Source organism: Pseudomonas sp. TE12234 (assembly GCF_054061835.1).
The window spans coordinates 112,726-133,270 of the sequence record NZ_JBSSEP010000003.1; the positions used below are offsets into that span (position 1 = coordinate 112,726).

The 20,545-nt window shown below is 59.6% G+C and carries 15 protein-coding genes; 1 reads left to right on the forward strand and 14 read right to left on the reverse strand.

What is annotated here, in order from left to right; genetic code table 11:
- Positions 1 to 177: 177 nt before the first annotated feature.
- The 14 genes from ACVWYU_RS06985 to hutU form a co-directional block, all read right to left on the reverse strand.
- Entirely contained in the window at positions 178 to 1,485 is a 1,308-nt protein-coding gene (locus tag ACVWYU_RS06985) for a hypothetical protein (RefSeq protein ID WP_457372304.1), read from the reverse strand.
- Positions 1,486 to 1,775: 290 nt separating this feature from the next.
- Positions 1,776 to 3,092, reverse strand: a complete 1,317-nt coding sequence (locus tag ACVWYU_RS06990; RefSeq protein ID WP_457372305.1) for a hypothetical protein — start codon at positions 3,090 to 3,092, stop codon at positions 1,776 to 1,778.
- 117 nt (positions 3,093 to 3,209) lie between these two features.
- Positions 3,210 to 4,127, reverse strand: coding sequence for an alpha/beta hydrolase (locus tag ACVWYU_RS06995; RefSeq protein ID WP_457372306.1), 918 nt, complete (start codon positions 4,125 to 4,127; stop codon positions 3,210 to 3,212).
- 149 nt (positions 4,128 to 4,276) lie between these two features.
- Positions 4,277 to 5,233, reverse strand: a complete 957-nt coding sequence (locus tag ACVWYU_RS07000; RefSeq protein ID WP_247257810.1) for a choline ABC transporter substrate-binding protein — start codon at positions 5,231 to 5,233, stop codon at positions 4,277 to 4,279.
- 269 nt (positions 5,234 to 5,502) lie between these two features.
- Positions 5,503 to 6,306 carry an N-formylglutamate deformylase gene (gene hutG / locus ACVWYU_RS07005; protein WP_457372307.1) on the reverse strand — a complete coding sequence of 268 codons (804 nt, stop codon included), beginning with the start codon at positions 6,304 to 6,306 and terminating at the stop codon, positions 5,503 to 5,505.
- Positions 6,307 to 6,316: 10 nt separating this feature from the next.
- Entirely contained in the window at positions 6,317 to 7,522 is a 1,206-nt protein-coding gene (gene hutI / locus ACVWYU_RS07010; protein WP_457372308.1) for an imidazolonepropionase, read from the reverse strand.
- Positions 7,523 to 7,539: 17 nt separating this feature from the next.
- Complete coding sequence (locus ACVWYU_RS07015; RefSeq protein ID WP_247258283.1) at positions 7,540 to 8,946, reverse strand: amino acid permease; 1,407 nt, start codon at positions 8,944 to 8,946, stop codon at positions 7,540 to 7,542.
- Between the two features lie 110 nt (positions 8,947 to 9,056).
- Entirely contained in the window at positions 9,057 to 10,589 is a 1,533-nt protein-coding gene (gene hutH / locus ACVWYU_RS07020) for a histidine ammonia-lyase (RefSeq protein WP_247258282.1), read from the reverse strand.
- Between the two features lie 116 nt (positions 10,590 to 10,705).
- Positions 10,706 to 12,229 (reverse strand): histidine ammonia-lyase, encoded by a 1,524-nt coding sequence (gene hutH / locus ACVWYU_RS07025; RefSeq protein ID WP_457372309.1) that lies wholly within the window; start codon positions 12,227 to 12,229, stop codon positions 10,706 to 10,708.
- Between the two features lie 162 nt (positions 12,230 to 12,391).
- Positions 12,392 to 13,222, reverse strand: a complete 831-nt coding sequence (locus ACVWYU_RS07030; RefSeq protein WP_090328122.1) for a quaternary amine ABC transporter ATP-binding protein — start codon at positions 13,220 to 13,222, stop codon at positions 12,392 to 12,394.
- Positions 13,219 to 14,070, reverse strand: a complete 852-nt coding sequence (locus tag ACVWYU_RS07035) for an ABC transporter permease (protein WP_090328119.1) — start codon at positions 14,068 to 14,070, stop codon at positions 13,219 to 13,221. The genes ACVWYU_RS07030 and ACVWYU_RS07035 overlap by 4 nt, the downstream gene beginning before the upstream one ends.
- A 70-nt stretch (positions 14,071 to 14,140) precedes the next feature.
- A complete protein-coding gene (locus ACVWYU_RS07040) occupies positions 14,141 to 15,109 on the reverse strand; it encodes an ABC transporter substrate-binding protein (RefSeq protein ID WP_390958213.1) in 969 nt (322 codons plus the stop codon).
- Between the two features lie 69 nt (positions 15,110 to 15,178).
- Positions 15,179 to 16,651 (reverse strand): purine-cytosine permease family protein, encoded by a 1,473-nt coding sequence (locus ACVWYU_RS07045; RefSeq protein WP_457372310.1) that lies wholly within the window; start codon positions 16,649 to 16,651, stop codon positions 15,179 to 15,181.
- Between the two features lie 101 nt (positions 16,652 to 16,752).
- Complete coding sequence (gene hutU, locus ACVWYU_RS07050) at positions 16,753 to 18,456, reverse strand: urocanate hydratase (protein WP_457372311.1); 1,704 nt, start codon at positions 18,454 to 18,456, stop codon at positions 16,753 to 16,755.
- Positions 18,457 to 18,904: 448 nt separating this feature from the next.
- Here hutU and ACVWYU_RS07055 point away from each other — a divergent pair, with 448 nt between their 5' ends.
- On the forward strand, positions 18,905 to 20,542 hold the full coding sequence (locus ACVWYU_RS07055; protein WP_457372312.1) for a methyl-accepting chemotaxis protein: 1,638 nt from the start codon (positions 18,905 to 18,907) through the stop codon (positions 20,540 to 20,542).
- The last annotated feature ends 3 nt before the right edge of the window (positions 20,543 to 20,545 follow it).

Consider the following 20,545-nt stretch of genomic DNA (forward strand, 5'->3'; position numbering starts at 1 on the left):
GTCATCCCTGGGGGGACTTCTATTATTCTGCCGTTGGGCATCATAAACCCGAATGGGGCGATGAAGCATGTACCTGGAAAAACCGGACGGCTTCGCCCATCAGCAAAAAACCGCCCTTTCAGCGCTGGCTGAAAGGACGGTTTCTGTTCTGGCGGTGCGCCCTATGCTCAACTCAAACTAATCCAGCACCGCGAACTCGATTACCTCGCCAAAACCGGTGGTGTACCCTTGGAAATGTTGTCGCGCTTTTACGCGATGCACCCCTCTGGACCATGTTTGGTGATAAACCCATGTCGTGTCTTTTACCATCGCATCGCTGATAAAACTGCCGTCTTCTGTAAATATTTGCACCATGGCGCCACGATCGCAGACTCCCGATAGGTACAAAGGCACTGACACAGGGTGTGAGGTCCCGCTTAGAGGGGACAATAACAAAGGCGGGATCGGGAATACTGATACTGTGACCGGTTCGCTCCATTCAGAAAACTCGGAGTCATTCACACGTTGCCGTGCACGGATTGTTTCAGAACCGAATACCCCTAAGCTATTAGCGTGCCAGGTGGTGCCAACCACCAAAGCCGTGTATCGGTAAACACCATTAATTTCGTATTGCACGAGCGCTCCTTCCTCGCACGCCCCCTCGATACGAAAAAATCGCACTAAAAGTCTGGAGTCGCCATTAACAGGCGTACTTATTGAGGGTGCATTGGGCTTTTGGACATTAGCCGATGCTTTGTCGGCACAAGCATTGGATTCAACGGTCGACTTCTCTGGACTTGCGGCTACATAGCTGAGGGTAACCGGCAGGCTGAAATCGGATGGCAACAGGCCAGGAGACGTCTGCCTGTATTGGTAGGTGAAAGTTTGTCCCGGGCGAACAACGCGCCCCACTATACACATACCGTTCCTCTCCTGACCACCAATGCCCAGTGGCAAAACACCTTCAGCGAGAAGCTCAACATTAGCGCCCGCGTCGCAATTTACCAGGACATACCCTCTATCATTAATAGTATTAGTCGGCAGTACGGGAACCTCGCTTCCATCCTTCGGCCACGCGACTTCCGGAGTTGGTGATATTTGCATCCGTCCTATTGTAAACAAGCGCGGCAAGCTGGGTTCGGAACGCAGGCCATTGACGACTTGCACCGCATGGACAAACCCGCCTTCGGCCCCACGGCCGACCCATCCCCACCACTCCGGGTCATACCATGGTTGCCCCCATACTCGATAAAAAAACCATCGAGTCCCCACAACCAAGGCGTCACCCCATTTGCCAGCTTGGGTAAACACCTCAACGGTCGCATTTTCCCGGCACGTACCACTGACCAGAACATGGGTACCTGCGGCAAATCCCTCCATCGGTTTAGGCGTTAAAACGACCGGCGCTGCCCGCGATGGGTCTAACGGTTCGTCCGTAAGGCGAAGGTCTGGATTAAATTCGTCGCCAATCACCGCTCCAGCCTCGTCAACTTTTGTACTCGGCATGACATTAGTCTCCCTTACACGGCACCCGGTGATGCCCTGCTTGTCCGGAGATATTCAGCCAAAGACGAGCCAAAAAACATCTGTCACAAATGACAGTATCGACCAACGGTCACCGCTGATCAAAGCCGCCCGGCGAGTATTCTGCTGGCGCCGTCAACCCGAATGGGGCGATGAAGCATGTACCTGGAAAAACCGGACGGCTTCGCCCATCAGCAAAAAACCGCCCTTTCAGCACTGGCTGAAAGGGCGGTTGGGGTTTTAGTCTTCAGAGCCCAAGGCCAATCAAATCGTTATTGCACCGTGAATGAGATCTGTTCACTTTCGCGAGAGGTGTATCCCCAATAGGTTTGTTTCACTACCAAACGGTGCAAACCTTTGCTCCATTCGTGGAAAAAAACCCAGGTCTTACCCGTGACGACTGCATACCCCAGAAGCTGATTAGTGCTAGCGTTAAATACAGCAACGGTTGCGTCGTTGTCACACACTCCGGAGACGAACAAATCACCCACAGAATGTGTCGCTCCGGACTTTGGAAAAATAATCAATGGCGGGGAGAATTCCACTAAGACGGAGACCTCATCGCTGTAATCAGAGTGCGCTCCATTCACAATTTGCTTTACTTTAAATGAAAAAGTACCAAGACTCGAAACTCCCGTGGGGGACGCCCCCGCATACCAGGCCTTACCAATTACTCTCCCGCTTTCAACCCAAACTCTATCACCCCTATCTAATAGGATGCCTGCTCCTTCCTCACAAGTTCCCGATAACAAGAATCTTTGCAGCGGAAAAAAGGAACTGCCTGCGACCGGACTATTAATAGTAGGGGCAGGTGGTTTCCGGGTGCTAGCAGAAGAATCAATAGTTGAATCTTTGATAGGGCTACTCGTCTCGACTTCATCGTTAAGGGCGAGAACGTTAACGGTGACAGAATCGCTTGGAGCAGATCGAAGATAGCCCGGAACTGTTTGCTTTGCCACAAAGGTTACACTTCCAGGAGCTGGAAAACGTTTTCGGAAAAACCTGCCGTTACTCTCTGTTGCAACATAAACGTCCCATTCGCCATTCATGGCCAAATCAATTGTCGCTCCCTCCGCACAACTACCCAGTACGCCCACTTCGCCCCCTGTGAACTCGCTGCCATGAACAGGCGCGTTGATCACTGGACGAGGCGACTGTTGAAGGTAGCCGACTGTAAACAAACGCATCTCGCTTTGCTGGCGGCTGCCGTCATCAAGGGTTTGCTCTACATAGAAAAGCATCGCACCTGCGCCATTTCCTCTCCATCCGAACCAATAGTCACCATTAAGGCCATCACCAGGCGAAGCAACACCCCAAATGCGATAACAAAACCATCGAGTACCCACCACGACCGCGTCACCGAACTTCTCTTGCCCATTAAATACTTCAATTTTCGCATTCTCTTGGCAGGTTCCACTTAAGAGCACATGTGTGCCGACAGGATGAATGCTGAAGTTGTCTGGTGTGAGAATTACGGGGCTTGAGCGGGATTGGCCGAAGTCTCCAAATTTAAAGCCTTCCACATTGAGACTCTGATCGACGGCGACAGTGGGGGCTTCTTTATCCTGCTCTAAATTTTTGTTCGACATGATTTTGACTCTCCTTGGCGCAGCACGGACGTGCCTGCTTATCGGAGGTTTTTAGCGCAAGTAACAACATGGGCACACCTGTCACAAATGACAGCTCTGACAAACGGTTGCTGTTGATCAAATTTTCACGGCGAGATAACCGAGCAGCGTTTCATACAATGCATCAACCTCCGGAATCTGTCCCCGCGCCCGGAGACACCCATGTACCAAGCCCTCGCCGTAATACAACGTCGTCGCTACGCCAGCAGCCATCAGTCGTTCGGCATACCGCACGCCGTCATCGCGCAGCGGATCGAATTGCGCCACGGCGATAAAGGCCGGGGGCAATCGTTGAAGATCCGAGGCGAGCAACGGCATCGCATAAGCTCCCGGGTTTCGGGTGCCGCGCAGATACAGCGCGTGGTAGCAATCCACATCACTGCTGCTCAGCAACGGGGCATCGATGCATTCGCTGCGTGAAGCCAGCCCCTGATCACCACCGAGGCCCGGATAAATCAGCACTTGCGCGGCCGGCACGGGCTCCCCCACGTCACGCAATGCCAGACACAGTGCAGCGGCCAGATTGCCACCGGCGCTGTCGCCGGCCACCAGTGTGCGTTGGGGGTCGAGCTGAAAGGGTCCGGTTCGCAACGCGCGCCAGACGTTCAGGCAATCATCGAATGCCGCTGGAAAGGGGTGCTCCGGTGCCAGCCGGTAGTCGACGGCAATCACCAGCACGCCCAGTGTCGATGCCAACTCGGCACAGATGAAGTCGTGGGAGTCCAGGTCCCCAACGACCCAACCGCCGCCATGCAGATAGAGGATGCAGGGCGCACCGCCGGTCGGCGGCGAAACCGGCGGTTGATAGGACCGCACCGGGACACCGGACAATTCAAAGTCCACCACGTAGAGCCCGGCGGGACGGGCCGGGGTGAACGCCCGGCACATCTCGCTGTAGGCCTGGCGCAAGCCGGCGAGGCTGCTGTCGGTACTGTTGAAACTGATGGTTTTCTCGACGAAAGCCGTCATCTGTTCGGAAAGCGGATAAGGCGCCATGAGTCTGCTGCCCGTTCAGGGGGGGGGAATGTATACCCCTGTAGGAGCGAGCCTGCTCGCGATAATGGCCAACGATAACGCGGTAAGCCTGATACCCCGCGGTGTTCTCGGGTTTATCGCGAGCGAGCTCGTTCCTACAGGTTCTGCTGTCAGTTCTTCAGACTGGCCTGCACCGCTGCCACACCGTCCTTGCCATCAAAACTGCTGACGCCCGCCAGCCAGCGCTGAAGATCTTGCGGGTGTTCACGCAGCCATTTTCTGGCAACGTCCTGCGCCGTCTGGCGCTCCATGATCGGCACCATCAACTGACTTTCCTGGGCGGCGGTGAAGGTCAGGTTCTCCAACAGCCGATTGACGTTCGGGCAGCGCTCGGCGTAATCCGGGGCGGTCACGGTAGAAACGGTCGCCGCCCCTTCGTTCGGCCCGTAGACATCTTCGCTGCCGGTCAGGTAGGCGATCTTCATGTTGATGTTCATCGGGTGCGGGGTCCAGCCGACGAACACCACGAACTCCTTGCGATTCACTGCCCGCTGCACGGCTGCGAGCATGCCGGCCTCGCCGGATTCGATCAGCTTGAAGTCCTTGAGGCCAAAGTGATTGGTCTCGATCATCGTTTTGATCGTGGTGTTGGCGCCGCTGCCCGGTTCGATGCCATAGATCTTGCCGCCAAGCTGATCCTTGAACCTGGCGATATCGCCAAAGGTTTTCAAACCGGCGGCCGCGACATAGTCAGGCACCGCGAGCGTTGCCTGGGCGTCGGCCAGGCTAGGTTTGTCCAGGACCTTCACTTGATTGGCGGCCAGGAACGGCGCGATGTTCTTGTCCATCGCCGGTTTCCAGTAACCGAGGAAAATGTCCAGGCGCTTGTCGCGAATGCCGGCGAAGATGATTTGCTGCACGGCGCTGGTTTGCTTGCTTTCATAGCCAAGGCCATTGAGCAATACATCGGCCATGCCGCTGGTGGCGATCACGTCGGTCCAGTTGACCACGCCCATGCGCACGGCTTTGCAGGAGGCGTCGTCAGCGGCCAGGACGCTGGTGCTCAGGAGAGCGGTACCGCAGAGGATTGAGAGACAGCGAGTGAACAAACCTTTGGTGCTTGTCATAGAGGGCGTTCTCGAGCGGCAGCGGATTGTTATGGGTTCGGTGTCTTCGTGCACCGTGCCCGGAACATTACGCAGCAGTCGAGCTGTAAAAGCGACCTGTGGCGACCGAGATTTGCACAGCGGCGACTGTTCCTGCCAGGTATCGAAAAGAACGCCAAACCAATGTGGGAGCGAGCCTGCTCGCGATGAGGCCATGACATTCAACATTTCTGTTGCCGGTCAGTCCGCTATCGCGAGCAAGCTCGCTCCCACAAGGTTTGTTTAGGGGTTTAGCGCTTGTAGTGGGTTTCACCCCACGCCAACAGCCCTTGCAGCAATTGCTTCAACACCACCTGCGTCGGCTCGGCCAGATCCGCCCGATAACGGAACGGCTCGAACTCTTCCATATACGTGCACTGGCCCAACTCCAGTTGTACGGCATGGATGTTCTCGGCCGGGTTGCCGTAGTGCCGGGTGATGTGGCCGCCCTTGAAGCGACCATTCAGCACATGGCTGTAGTCCGGGTGTCCGGCGCAGATCGCTTCCAGTTGAGTCGCCAGCTGTGGATCGCAACTGGCGCCATTGAAGGTGCCGAGGTTGAAGTCCGGCAGTTTGCCGTCGAACAGGTGCGGGATGATCGAGCGAATCGAGTGCGCATCGAACAGCAGCGCATAGCCGAACTCGGCTTTGAGACGCGCCAGCTCCTGCTGCAAGGTGCTGTGGTACGGCGTCCAGATCTGCTCCAGGTACGTCGCGCGCTCTTCTTTCGAAGGCTCCAGCCCTTCGCGGAACAGCGGCACACCGTCAAACAGCGTCGCCGGGTACAGGCCGGTGGTCGCGCCCACGTACAAAGGTTTGTCGTCGGACGGCCGGTTCAGGTCGATGACGAAGCGCGAATACTCGGCGGCCAGGGTGCTGGCGCCCAGTTCGGCGGCGAAATCGTAGAGCTGCGGGATGTGCCAGTCAGTGTCCGGCAGGCTTTTCGCAGCCGGGATCAACCCGGCTTCAACCACCGGGGTCAGACGCACGCCGGCGTGGGGCATGCTGATCAGCAGCGGCACGCGGCCTTGTTTGAAGTTCAGAACCTTATCCACAACTGCTCTCCTACAGACTTGTTTCGACGCCGTGACGCACGACGCGTTTTTCCAGATCACCGCCCAGCCAGTACGACAGGTCAGCCGGACGATCGATTTGCCAGGCAACGAAATCCGCGACCTTGCCCACTTCCAGCGAACCATGGGTATCGGCCATGCCCAGGGCAGTGGCGGCGTGAATCGTAGCGCCGGCCAGCGCTTCTTCCGGGGTCATGCGGAAACAGGTGCACGCCATGTTCAGCATCAGGCGCAACGACAGGCCCGGTGAAGTGCCGGGGTTGAGATCACTGGCAATGGCGATTTTCACCCCGTGCTTGCGCAGGGCGTCCATCGGCGGCAATTGGGTTTCGCGCAGGAAGTAAAAAGCTCCGGGCAGCAGCACCGCGACCGTACCGGACTTGGCCATGGCGATGGCATCGTCTTCGGTCATGAATTCCAGATGATCGGCCGACAGTGCGTGGTAACGCGCCGCCAGGGTCGAACCGTGCAGGGACGACAATTGCTCGGCATGCAGTTTCACCGGCAACCCCAGTTCCTGAGCGGTGATGAACACCCGCTCGACTTGCGCCGGGGAAAACGCCAGGTATTCGCAGAACGCATCCACCGCATCCACCAGCCCTTCGGCGGCCAGGGCCGGGAGCATCTCGGCGCAGATGTGATCGATGTAGTCGTCGGCGCGATCCACATACTCAGGCGGTAATGCATGGGCCGCCAGGCAAGTGCTACGCACGCTGACCGGCAGCTCGGCGCCAAGGCGGCGGGCCACCCGCAGCATCTTGCGTTCGTTGGCCAGGTCGAGGCCGTAACCGGATTTGATTTCGATGCTGGTGACGCCATCGCGCATCAGGCTTTTCAGACGCTTGGCGGCGCTGGCGAACAGCTCATCTTCGCTGGCCGCGCGGGTGGCGCGCACGGTGCTGGCGATGCCACCACCGCTGGCGGCGATTTCCGCGTAGCTGACGCCTTGCAGACGCTTCTCGAACTCACCGCTGCGGTTCCCGCCAAACACCGTGTGGGTGTGGCAGTCAATCAAGCCCGGCGTCACCCAGGCCCCGTTCAAATCATTGACCGTCGGGTACTCGCCCCCCGGCAGTTCAGCGCGCGGGCCAACCCACTCAATGTGCGCACCGGACGTCACGATGGCCGCATCCTCGATGATCGAGTAGACGCCTTGCGCCATGGTTGCGACGCGGCAGTGTTGCCAGAGCGTTTTCATCCGTGGCCTCCATTAGGTTATTGATGTGAAAAAGAAGGTTCCTGCTCGACCAGGGCAGGTCGTCCTGCCGCTGGCTTGACCCATGTCAGGTAGGCCAGCACCAGCAAAACAATCCAGACCGCGCCGACGATCAGGGCCGCCTGGGTGTCCGGGAAATAGCCCAGTACGCCAAAGACGAAGAGCATGAAGGCAATCGCCGCCATGGGCGCATAAGGCCAGAACGGTACCGGGAATTTCAGTTGTGCGACCTGATCGCTGCTCATGGAGCGACGCATGGCTACCTGGGTGACCAGGATCATCAGCCACACCCACACCGTGGCAAAGGTTGCGATGGAGGCAATCAACAGAAAGACGTTTTCCGGGATCAGGTAGTTCAGCAACACGCCCAGCAGCAGCGCGCCACTCATCACCACTACTGTCATCCATGGCACGCCATTGCGCGACAACTTCGCGAAGCCCTTGGGGGCATGCCCTTGCTGGGCCAAACCGAACATCATGCGACCCGCGCCGAAGATGTCGCTGTTGATGGCCGAAATCGCGGCCGTGATCACCACAATATTGAGAATGGTCGCCGCCGAGCCGATCCCCAGATTGTCGAAAATCTGCACGAACGGGCTGCCTTGGCTGCCGATCTGCTGCCACGGAAAGATGGACATCAATACGAGCATGGTCAGTACGTAGAACAGCAAAATGCGCAATGGCACGGCATTGATCGCCCGAGGCAGCACATGCTGCGGGTCTTTGGCTTCACCGGCCGTTACGCCGATGATTTCAATACCGCCGAACGCAAACATCACCACCGCGAATGAAGCGATCAGGCCGCCCACGCCGTTGGGCATGAAGCCGCCCTGGCTCCAGAGGTTGCTGATGTCGGTGACTTGGCCGGGCGCCGAGCTGATGCCGAACAACATGATGCCGAAACCGCCAAGGATCATTGCAACGATGGCCGCCACCTTGAGCAGCGACAGCCAGAACTCCATTTCACCGAAGACTTTGACGTTGCACAGATTCAAGCCGCCCACGATGGAAACGACACCCAGTACCCAGATCCAGCGAGCGACTTCCGGAAACCAGAAACCCATGTAAATGCCGAACGCCGTAACGTCGGCCATTCCGACGATGACCATTTCGAACGCGTAGGTCCAACCCAGGATGAAACCCGCCATGGGGCCCAAATAGGTGCTGGCGTACTGACCGAAAGAGCCGGCCACCGGATTGTGCACCGCCATCTCACCGAGGGCGCGCATGACCATGAACACCGCCGCGCCACCAATCAGATAGGCGAGCAGTACCGCAGGACCGGCCATCTGGATGGCCGAGGCAGAACCATAAAACAGCCCGGTGCCGATAGCCGACCCCAGCGCCATGAAGCGAATATGTCGGGCAGAGAGCCCGCGTTTCAAACTTTTGCTTTGCGGCTGCATTGCTCGTCCTTAATTATTTTTATTCGACGTAAAAATCGAATCGCGAGCAGGCTCGCTCCCACAGGTGATACACCTTCCATGTGGGAGCGAGCCTGCTCGCGATAAGACCATTACAGGCTCGGCAGCAACTTGGCCGACACCAGCTCGTTCAGGCAACGCGACGCCAGCAATTCAGTGGCTGCATTGATGTCCGGTGCGAAGAAACGGTCTTTCTCATAGAACGGCACTTCTTTACGCAGAATCGCCCGGGCCTGTTCCAGTTTCGGCGAGGTCTTCAGACCGTTGCGCAGGTCCAGGCCCTGCACCGCCGCCAGCCATTCCACGGCGAGAATCCCGCGGGTGTTCTCGGCCATTTCCCACAGACGCTTGCCCGCCGCCGGGGCCATCGAAACGTGGTCTTCCTGGTTGGCGGACGTCGGCAGGCTGTCCACCGAATGCGGATGGGACAGCGCCTTGTTTTCGCTGGCCAGTGCCGCCGCGGTCACCTGGGCGATCATGAAGCCGGAGTTCACGCCACCGTTGGCCACCAGGAACGGCGGCAGTTGCGACATGTGCTTGTCCATCATCAGCGAGATGCGACGCTCGCTCAGGGAACCGATTTCCGCGATGGCCAGGGCCATGTTGTCGGCAGCCATGGCCACCGGTTCGGCGTGGAAGTTACCGCCGGAGATCACATCGCCTTCAGCGGCGAACACCAGCGGGTTGTCCGAGACGGCGTTGGCTTCGATGGCCAGCACTTCGGCCGCCTGGCGGAACTGGGTCAGGCACGCGCCCATGACTTGCGGCTGGCAGCGCAGGGAGTACGGGTCCTGGACCTTTTCGCAGTTCTCGTGGGAGTCGGAGACTTCGCTGCGCTGGCCCAGCAGGTCGCGATAGGCAGCGGCAGCGTCGATCTGGCCTTTCTGGCCACGGGCGGCGTGGATGCGCGCATCGAATGGCGAGCGCGAGCCCAGTACCGCTTCAACGGTCAGGCCACCCAGGGCCAGGGCACCGGCGAACAGGTCTTCGCCTTCGAACAGGCCGCGCAGGGCAAACGCGGTGGACACCTGGGTGCCGTTGAGCAGCGCCAGGCCTTCTTTTGCGGCCAGGGTCAGCGGAGTCAGACCGGCGACTTTCAGCGCTTCGGTCGCTTCCATCCACTCGCCTTTGTAACGCGCCTTGCCTTCACCCAGCAGCACCAGCGACATGTGCGCCAAAGGTGCCAGGTCGCCCGATGCGCCGACCGAGCCTTTCAGCGGAATGTGCGGGTAAACCTCGGCGTTGATCAGGGCGATCAGCGCATCGATCACCACCCGGCGAATGCCGGAGAAACCACGGCTCAGGCTGTTGACCTTGAGCACCATGATCAGGCGCACCAGATCGTCGCTGATCGGCTGGCCGACACCGGCGGCGTGGGACAGCACCAGCGAGCGCTGAAGGTTTTCCAGGTCTTCGCTGGCGATGCGGGTCGAGGCCAGCAGGCCGAAACCGGTGTTGATGCCGTACGCGGTACGGTTCTCGGCGAGGATCTGTTCCACGCAAGCGACACTGGCTTCGATCTGGGCCGAAGCGCTGTGGTCGAGGGTCAGTTTCACTGGCTGCTGATAGACATCACGCAGTTGGGCCAGGCTCAGTTGACCGGGAATCAGGTTTAGCGAAGTCATTTTGTGCTCCTTTTGAGAGTTGTTTACTAACTAACCAGACGCTCCGGAGATGTCCGTTGTCCGTCGCGTCTTCCTTTTGGGAAGCCGCGCCTTGGCACGCTGGTTTTATGTGGAAATCAGTTCAGGCTCGGCAAAGCCTTGTGCAGCAACCCCGGTTCTTTCAAGACAGCGGCTGCCGCAGCAATGTCCGGCGCCAGCCAGCGGTCCTGGTCATAGGCCGGGACACGTTCGCGCAGCAGGCGCCACGCGGTATCGGTGCCCGCGCCGAAGCGTTGTTCTTTCAGGAATTCGAAGGCCTGGGCCGCCAGCAAGTACTCGATGGCAAGGATCTGCGTGCAGTTCTCCAGGGCGCGGTGCAGCTTCAGCGCGGCGTTGGTGCCCAGGCTCAGGTGGTCTTCCTGCAGGCCCGAGGTGACGTAGTTGTCGAGCACTGCCGGTTGCGCCAATTGGCGGTTTTCCGCGCACAAGGACGCGGCGACGTATTGCACGATCATCATCCCGGAGTTGACGCCCGGGTTGGCCACCAGGAAGGCTGGCAGACCGCTGACATGCGGGTTGATCAAACGGTCCAGGCGACGCTCGGCAATGGAGCCGATTTCCGCCATGGCGATGGCCAGCAGATCCGCCGCCAGCGCCACGGACTGGCCGTGCGGGTTGGCTTGGGAAACGACGCGATAGTTATCCGCAGTGCCCAGCACCAGCGGGTTATCGGTGGCGCTATTGAGCTCGGTTTCGATCTGTCGGGTCGCGTGCACCAGCTGGTCACGGGCCGCGCCGTGCACCTGCGGGATCGAGCGAATGCTCAGGGCGTCCTGGGTACGGATGCCTTTGCTGCGGGCGATCACTTCGCTGCCGTCGAGCAAGGCCCGCAGGTTGATGCCGACCTGCTGCATGCCCGGATGCGGCTTGAGCGCGATGATCTCGGCGTCGAACGCATCGATCTGCCCACGCTGGGCTTCAAAACTCATCGCACCGATCACATCGGCCCAGTGCAACAAATGCGCGGCGTCGGCAATCGCCAGGCAGCTCAGGCCTGTCATGCAGGGGGTGCCGTTGACCAGGCACAGACCATCCTTGGCACCCAGTTTGACCGGTTGCAGCCCTTCTTCGGCCAGAGCCTGCTGCGCGGAAACGATCTGCCCGCGATAGCTCACGTTACCGACGCCCAGCAAGGCGATACCGATGTGGGCCATGTGGGTCAGGTAGCCCACCGAGCCTTGGGAAGGCACTTGCGGGGTGATACCACGGTTGAGCAGCGCCAGCAGCGCTTCGACCACCTGCCGGTGCAGGCCGGATTTGCCATGGCTGTAGTTGACGACCGCGGCGCACATGATGGCGCGGGTCTGTTCGTTGGTCAGCGGTGCGCCTACACCGCAGGCGTGGCTCAGCAGGGTGTTGCGCGACAACTGGCTGAGTTGTTCGTCCTGCAGCGAAACGTTGCACAACGCGCCCAGGCCGGTGTTGATGCCATAGGCGCGCTCGCCGCTGGTGACAATGCGCTGGACAATGGCCTGCGCATTTTCAATCCGGGCCCAGACCGGCGCCGACAGCTCCAACTGTGCGCCATGACGGGCTACGGCGACCACATCCTGCCAACGCACGGATGCATCGGCGATAACGATTTTTTCAGCCAGGGACATTTTCAACCTCATACCTGAATATTGATGCAGCATCGCCGACGCTATCGCTGGCAAGCCAGCTCCCACAGTGTTCAGGGTGTGCACACCATCTGTGCAATACAACCTATTGCTGTGGGAGCTGGCTTGCCAGCGAAGAGGCCAGCTCACTCACCGCAGAATCTCTTAAACCACCGCCGCCCGACGCTGCACAAAGCGGTCGACATACTCATCGGCCGGCGAATGCAGGATCTCTTTCGGTGTGCCGACCTGGATCAGGCGGCCGTCCTTGAGGATCGCGATGCGGTTGCCGATGCGCACGGCCTCGTCGAGGTCGTGGGTGATGAAGACGATGGTCTTGTGCAGGGTCTTTTGCAGTTCCAGCAACTGGTCCTGCATCTCGGCGCGAATCAGCGGGTCAAGCGCACTGAAGGCTTCGTCCATCAAGATGATGTCGGTGTCCGCCGCCAAGGCACGGGCCAGGCCCACACGCTGACGCATACCGCCGGAGAGCTGGTGCGGGAATTTGTTTTCGTAGCCCTTGAGGCCCACGGTGTTGATCCAGTGCAGCGCGCGCTCGGCGCACATCTGCTTGCTCTCGCCACGGATTTTCAGGCCGTAGGCGACGTTGTCCAGCACGGTCTTGTGCGGCAACAGACCGAAGCTCTGGAACACCATGCTGATCTTGCGACGGCGAAATTCGCGCAGGGCTTCCATGTCGTATTGCAGGATGTCCACGCCGTCCACCAGGATCGCGCCGCTGGTCGGGTCGATCAGGCGGTTGAAGTGGCGTACCAGCGTGGATTTGCCGGAACCCGACAGGCCCATGATCACGAAAATCTCGCCGCTGCCGATGCTCAACGACAGGTCGTTCACGCCGACCACGCAGCCGGTTTCCGCCAGCACCTGATCCTTGGTCTTGCCCTGGCCAACCATGGCCAGCGCTTCCCTGGAACGGTTGCCGAAAATCTTGAAGACGTTTTTGACTTCGATCTTGCTCACGGTTGCCTTGTTCATTTGCTCACCTCATGCCGTGCGCGACCGTACGCTTGTGTAATGCGGTCGATCACCACTGCCAGAATCACGATCGCCAGACCGGCTTCCAGGCCACGTCCGACGTTGAGGGTCTGAATCCCCACCAACACGTCTTCACCCAGGCCACGGGCGCCGATCATCGAGGCAATCACCACCATCGACAGGGCCATCATGGTGGTCTGGTTGATCCCGGCCATGATGCTCGGCAGGGCCAGCGGCAGTTGCACGCCGAACAGTTGCTGCCAGCGGTTGGCACCGAAGGCGTTGATCGCTTCCATCACTTCGCCGTCAACCTGGCGAATGCCCAGGTCGGTCAGGCGGATCAGCGGTGGCGCGGCGTAGATCACGGTGGCGAAAATCGCCGGGACCTTGCCCAGGCCGAACAGCATCAGCACCGGAATCAGGTACACGAAGCTCGGCATGGTCTGCATGATGTCCAGCAACGGCATCAGCACCGAACGCAGGCGATTGCTGCGCGCCGAGAGAATGCCCAGCGGAATGCCGATCAACACCGAGATGATGGTCGCCACCATCATCAGCGCCAGGGTTTGCATCAACTTGTCCCAGAGGCCGACCGCACCCACCAGGAACAGCAAGCCGACGATCACGACCGTGGTCACGACTTTACGGGTGGCGTGCCAGGCCACGCCCGCCACGATGGCCAGCATCAGCCACCAGGGCGCCGCGCGCAGCAGGCCTTCGAGATTGACGATGGCCCACAACAGGGTGTCGGAGATGTGCCGAAACACGTCGCCATAGTTGGTAACCAGCGAATCGACCCAACCGTTGACCCAGTCGGCGATGGAAAAGGTAAAGCTTTCGGGAAACATAAGAGACTCTCAATCAAGGGGTTGTGATCAAGCATCCGACTGCCGCTGCCGACAGTCGGAAAGGCTCAAACTACAAGGCCGCGTCGATCTTTTTGGCAGCGTCTTCGCTTACCCATGCATGCCAGACTTCAGGATGTTCCTTCAGGAAGATCTTGGCCAGTTTTGGCGACTCGATCCGCTCCTTGGTCATGCGACCCAGGTTCTGGTTCAGCAGGTCGATCGGCACGTTGACCTTTTCCATCACGGTCACCAGTTCCGGGGCTTCGTCGTGGAACGTCCTGGACAGGCCAACCTTGATGTTCACCGTTTTATCCACGCCTGGCTTCTCTTCGAGTTTCACCACGTCGACCTGGCCCATCAGCGGCGTTGGCGACCAGTAGTAGAACAGGATCGGCTCGCCACGCTTGTAGCTCGACAACACGGCGGCATCCAGCGCCGGGCCGGTGCCTGGGCGGAAGTTGGTGTAGCTGCTTTCCAGGCCATAGCTTTTCAGCATTTCGCTGTTGTCGAGTTCACAGGTCCAGCCAGCCGGGCAGTTGTAGAAACGGCCCTTGGAAGGCTCTTCGGCATCTTTGAACAGCGCCGAGTATTTGCCCAGGTCGGCAATGGCTTTCAGGTCTGGCGCCTTGGCTTCCAGCTTGCGCTTGGCGTCGCCTTCGATCACGTAGCGCGGCACGTACCAGCCTTCGACGGCGCCGACAATCGGAGCGCCGACACCGACGACTTTGCCGGCCTTCTCAGCCTTGTTCCAGACCTCGCTGCGGCCGACCCACTCTTCGGCAAACACCTGGATGTCGTTGCTGCTCAGGGCGTTTTCCATGGTGATGGAGTTGCCTGGCAGGCTGTCGGTCTTGCAGTCGTAGCCTTTTTCCAACACGACTTGCAGCACGTCGGTCAGCAGCATTGCGCTTTCCCAGTTCAGGCCGGCGAATTTCACCGGTTTGCCCGACTCGCACCAACCCGCCGCCTGAGTGGCGCCGGCGCTGGCCAGCAGGCCCATGGAAAGCAAAGTGGTCAGCAGGGTCTTGTTTGATTTCATTGTTGTGACGCTCCTAATCATGAATTGGCTTACGGCAGTCAAGAGGCATCCAGCCCTGGCAACGTCCAATCAGGCCTGCGCCGCAGCGCGACCGGCCCCACTTGTTTTAGGTTGTACAACGCTGTTCTGCTCGACCGGCAGAATCAGGTGATCGGGCACGGTGCCGTGCCATTTTTTCGCACAGACGTAATACAGGGCTGCGGGCAGCGCCAGACCGATGATCCAGGAAATATCCACGTCACCCAGGGCTGCGACCAGCGGACCGGTGTAGAACTTGGTGGAGATGAACGGCAACTGCACCAGCACACCGAAGACATAAACGCTGATTCCGAGGACGTTCCAACGACCGTAGCGACCATTCGGATCGGCCAGCGCCGGCACGTCATAGCGCTCGCGGGTGATGCAGTAGTAGTCCACCAGGTTGATCGCGCTCCATGGCGTAAAGAACGCCAGCAGGAACAGGATGAAGGACTTGAACGCACCGAGGAACGAGTGCTGGCCGAGCAGCGCCATCAGGGTCGCAGCACCGACGATGACCAGCACGAAGACCAGACGCTGCAAGCGCGTGACCTTCAGATCACCACGGAAACCGCTGATGATGGTCGCAATGCACATGAAGCTGCCGTAGGAGTTCAGCGTGGAGATGGTGACCTTGCCGAACGCGATGCTGAAGTACAGCAGCGCAGCGGTGGCACCGGTACCGCCCAGACCCACGATGTAGGCCACTTCGTGACCGGCGAATTGCCCGTTGGCCGAGGCGGCGGCGAACACGCCGAGGACCATCGCCACCTGTGCGCCAATGACCGAACCTGCGCCGGCGGCAAAAAAGGTTTTGACCGAGGAAATCTTGCTCGGCAAGTAGCGGGAATAGTCAGCCACGTATGGGCCGAAAGCGATCTGCCAGGACGCCGCGAGCGACACCGCCAGCAAGAAGCTGCTCCAGCTGAAGTGGCGGATTTGTAACAGCGCGCCAACGTCAACCTGGCTCATCAGACGGCTGAACAGATAAACAAAGGCGATCACGCCAATGACACTGGCGACACGGCCGATCCAATGGATCACTCGATATCCGAGCACCGTGACCAGCACGATGACACTGGCGAAAAGAAGAATGCCGACACTGTCGCTGACGCCAAACAACTGGCCCAGCGCCTGGCCGGAAAGCACGGTTCCCGTTGCAGTGAAACCGAGGTACATCAAACAGACCAGCACAATCGGGATGGCCGCGCCATAAACGCCGAACTGCACACGGCTGGAGATCATCTGCGGCAGGCCAAGCTTGGGCCCTTGCGCAGCATGCAGCGCCATGACGGCGCCGCCGAGCAGTTGACCGATCAACAGGCCGATCAACGACCAGAACACATCACCGCCCAACACCACGGCCAGGGCCCCGGTGACAATCGCGGTGATTTGCAGGTTGGCACCCATCCACAGGGTGAACTGGCTCAACAGACGACCGTGTCTTTCCGCCTCCGGGATGTAGTCAATCGAACGCTTTTCGATCAACGGTTTGTTACCAGCACGTTCGCTGCTGACAGCCATGGTTCAACCTCTGTGGATTGTTCTAGTAGTTCACTGAGTGTCTGTAAGGCTGCTTTTCTGTGGGAGCGAGCCCGCTCGCTCCCACATAAAGCGGTTTTGCGTTATTGACCGGTAATCATCGGCAGGTTCAGGCCCTGTTCCCTGGCGCAGTCGATGGCGATCTGGTAGCCGGCATCGGCGTGACGCATGACACCGGTGGCCGGGTCGTTGTGCAGCACGCGGGCGATACGCTCGGCCGCTTCGTCGGTACCGTCACAGACAATCACCATGCCCGAGTGCTGGGAGAAGCCCATGCCGACGCCGCCGCCGTGGTGCAGGGATACCCAGGTCGCGCCGCTTGCGGTGTTGAGCAGGGCGTTGAGCAGTGGCCAGTCGGACACGGCGTCGGAACCGTCCTGCATCGATTCGGTTTCGCGGTTCGGGCTGGCCACCGAACCGGAGTCCAGGTGGTCGCGACCGATGACGATCGGTGCGGACAATTCACCGCTGCGCACCATTTCGTTGAACGCCAGGCCCAACTTGGCGCGCAGGCCCAGGCCGACCCAGCAGATACGGGCCGGCAGACCCTGGAAGCTGATGCGCTCGCGCGCCATGTCCAGCCAGTTGTGCAGGTGCGCGTCGTCCGGGATCAGCTCCTTGACCTTGGCGTCGGTCTTGTAGATGTCTTGCGGATCGCCCGACAGGGCCGCCCAACGGAACGGGCCGATGCCACGGCAGAACAGCGGGCGGATGTAGGCCGGCACGAAGCCCGGGAAATCGAACGCGTTTTCCACGCCTTCTTCCTGGGCCATCTGACGGATGTTGTTGCCGTAGTCGAAGGTCGGGATGCCTTGCTTCTGGAAGTCGAGCATGGCTTTGACGTGCACGGCCATCGACTGCTTGGCGGCTTTGATCACGGCGGCCGGCTCGGTCTTGGCGCGGGCGCGGTATTGCTCCCAGGTCCAGCCGGCTGGCAGGTAGCCGTTCAATGGATCGTGGGCGCTGGTCTGGTCGGTGACCATGTCCGGGCGCACACCGCGACGGACCAGTTCCGGCAGGATTTCAGCCGCGTTGCCCAGCAGCGCGACGGAGATCGCCTTGCCTTCGGCGGTGTACTTGGCGATACGCGCCAGTGCGTCGTCGAGGTCTTTGGCTTGCTCGTCGACGTAACGGCTTTTCAGGCGGAAATCGATGCTCACCTGCTGGCATTCGATGTTCAGCGAGCAGGCACCGGCCAGGGTGGCGGCCAGAGGCTGGGCGCCGCCCATGCCACCGAGGCCGGCGGTCAGGACCCACTTGCCTTTGAGGTTGTCGTTGTAGTGCTGGCGACCGGCTTCGACGAAGGTTTCGTAGGTGCCCTGGACGATGCCCTGGCTGCCGATGTAGATCCAGCTGCCGGCGGTCATCTGGCCGTACATGGCCAGGCCTTTGGCGTCCAGTTCGTTGAAGTGTTCCCAGTTCGCCCAGTGCGGCACCAGGTTGGAGTTGGCGATCAGCACGCGCGGGGCGTTGGTGTGGGTCTTGAACACGCCGACCGGCTTGCCGGATTGCACCAGCAGGGTCTCGTCGTCGTTCAGGTTGGTCAGGCTTTCGACGATCTTGTCGTAGCACTCCCAGTTACGCGCCGCACGACCGATGCCACCGTAAACCACCAGTTCCTTCGGGTTCTCGGCCACTTCCGGGTCGAGGTTGTTCATCAGCATGCGCAGCGGCGCTTCGGTCAGCCAGCTTTTGGCGGTCAGCTTGTTGCCGCGCGCGGCACGAATTTCTACGTCACGTCTTTTTGTAAAAGAGGCGGTGGTAGGTTTCTGGGTATTGTCAGTCACGAAAAAGACTCCTCAGCGATCAATTCAAACCAACCCTGGTGGGCAGCAGCCTGTGCACATCGTTGCGCGACAAGCGAATCAGTGGACGCTGCGGGGAGTCTCGATCGACTCATACGCATACGTCTTTACTTGTACATACAAGCATATGCAATCAAGCGGCCAACTTGCCGAACGGGCATTCAAGAAAAACTCTGAAATGGCTGGAAAGCCCATGAAACAAGGGTTTCTGGCGTTGATGATTTTTTTCGCGGGGATTTTTCGAGTGCGTGCTCGTTGTTACTGCAACGCGGTTTTGCGCCACGTTGGGGCGTTCGGTAACACGTGATGCCCAATTAAGCGCATTCCAGAAACACCCTACAACCTCATCAGAAGTGTCCGACTCCACCGCCACTGATCTTCGCCGACTCCATGACCAACCCCCTGAAGTCACTCCTGCGAGGAACGCGTAATGAAACAATGGAAAGTCAAAACCCACCTCTTGCTGATGGCCGGCATTCTGCTGGGCAGCCTGACCGGCATCGGCGCACTCGGCCTTTACGGCATGCGCGCTACGGTCCAGGGACTGGAAACGGTTTACCTCGACCGGGTCATCCCGCAACAGGACCTGAAGAAAATTTCCGAGCTGTATTCCGTCACTATCGTCGACACCATCCACAAGGCCCGCGATGGCATTTACGGTGGCGTCGACGCGGCGCAACAGATACGGCAAGCGATGCTTGAAATCGAGCCGCTCTGGCGCACCTACCTGTCGACCCAACTGGTTGATGAAGAGGTGCGGCTGATCAACGAAATCACGCCACTGATGCAGGCGACCGAAGTACCGCTCCAGCGGTTGCAGGCAATCCTGAACCGCAGCAACACCGCCAGCCAGAGCCTGGAACAGTTCGCCGCACATCAGCTTTACCCCTTGATCGACCCTTTGACCTCACTGTTTTCGCAACTGACCGACGCTCAACTGAAAGAGGCTCGCCATCAGTTCGAACTCAGTCAGGCACTCTACGAGGACAATATATGGCTGATGGCCCTGGTCCTGGGCTTCGCGCTGTTGTCTGGCAGCCTTTACGCCCTGCTGTTCGGTGCCAGGCTGACGCGATACCTGGGCGCCGAGCCGCACGAGCTGGCCAGTATCAGCACACGGATTGCCCAGGGCATGCTCGGCGATCCGGCGATTGGCAACGCGAAATCCACGGGCGTCATGCAATCGGTCGAGGCCATGCGGCGCAGCCTGGCCAGCATGATCGGCAAGGTGCGCGAGGCCTCGCAGCACATCGAGTCCTCGACCCTGAGCCTGAGTATTTCGTCCGAGCAAGGCCTCAAACAGGCGGCCGAGCAAAATGGCGCGGCCTCTTCCATTGCCGCCGCGGCGGAACAGATGTCAGCCAACATTACGCACATCGCCGAGAACGCCGCGCAGGCGCACGACACCACACAAAAGGCCGAGCAAATCACTGCGCTGGGCATTGCCAGCATGGACCGCTCTATCATCGAGATGCAGCAGATCGCCCAACTGGTGACCCAGACGTCGAGTGAAATCGACCAATTGACCCAGCACTCCAACGCCATCGGGAAAATTGTCGACGTGATCCACAGCATTGCCGAACAAACCAACCTGCTCGCCCTCAATGCCGCCATCGAGGCGGCGCGGGCCGGCGAGCAAGGTCGCGGTTTTGCCGTGGTGGCCGACGAAGTGCGGGAGCTGGCGACCCGCACGACCCGCTCCACCGACGAGATTGTGGTGCTGGTGAGCACCATTCAAAGCGGCATGCGAAAAGCCAGCAGCAGCATGAATTCCGGCCGCGAGCGGGTTCTTCAGGGTCAACAGCTGATCGACAGCGCCGGCGCGTCGATGAATGACGTCAAGGACGTGCTCGACGCGTCACTCAATGCCGTCAGCCAGATCTCCCATGCCTTGCAGGAACAGCGCGAAGCCAGCGAGGACGTGGCGCGCAATGTGGAAACCGTGGCGCAGCGGGTCGAGAAAAATGTCGCGGCGCAACAGGACGTGGTGAAAACCATCCAGGCGTTGAAAGGGATGTCCAGTGAACTGGAGGCGACCGTTCGAGGTTTTACCCTCGAACGGGAGTAACCG

Bases quoted from the DNA above. Each gene is read 5' to 3' on its own strand.
- ACVWYU_RS06985 (WP_457372304.1), bottom strand. From the start codon at position 1,485: ATGCCGAGTACAAAAGTTGACGAGGCTGGAGCGGTGATTGGCGACGAA.
- ACVWYU_RS06990 (WP_457372305.1), bottom strand. From the start codon at position 3,092: ATGTCGAACAAAAATTTAGAGCAGGATAAAGAAGCCCCCACTGTCGCC.
- ACVWYU_RS06995 (WP_457372306.1), bottom strand. From the start codon at position 4,127: ATGGCGCCTTATCCGCTTTCCGAACAGATGACGGCTTTCGTCGAGAAA.
- ACVWYU_RS07000 (WP_247257810.1), bottom strand. From the start codon at position 5,233: ATGACAAGCACCAAAGGTTTGTTCACTCGCTGTCTCTCAATCCTCTGC.
- hutI (WP_457372308.1), bottom strand. From the start codon at position 7,522: ATGAAAACGCTCTGGCAACACTGCCGCGTCGCAACCATGGCGCAAGGC.
- ACVWYU_RS07015 (WP_247258283.1), bottom strand. From the start codon at position 8,946: ATGCAGCCGCAAAGCAAAAGTTTGAAACGCGGGCTCTCTGCCCGACAT.
- hutH (WP_247258282.1), bottom strand. From the start codon at position 10,589: ATGACTTCGCTAAACCTGATTCCCGGTCAACTGAGCCTGGCCCAACTG.
- hutH (WP_457372309.1), bottom strand. From the start codon at position 12,229: ATGTCCCTGGCTGAAAAAATCGTTATCGCCGATGCATCCGTGCGTTGG.
- ACVWYU_RS07030 (WP_090328122.1), bottom strand. From the start codon at position 13,222: ATGAACAAGGCAACCGTGAGCAAGATCGAAGTCAAAAACGTCTTCAAG.
- ACVWYU_RS07035 (WP_090328119.1), bottom strand. From the start codon at position 14,070: ATGTTTCCCGAAAGCTTTACCTTTTCCATCGCCGACTGGGTCAACGGT.
- ACVWYU_RS07040 (WP_390958213.1), bottom strand. From the start codon at position 15,109: ATGAAATCAAACAAGACCCTGCTGACCACTTTGCTTTCCATGGGCCTG.
- ACVWYU_RS07045 (WP_457372310.1), bottom strand. From the start codon at position 16,651: ATGGCTGTCAGCAGCGAACGTGCTGGTAACAAACCGTTGATCGAAAAG.
- ACVWYU_RS07055 (WP_457372312.1), top strand. From the start codon at position 18,905: ATGAAACAATGGAAAGTCAAAACCCACCTCTTGCTGATGGCCGGCATT.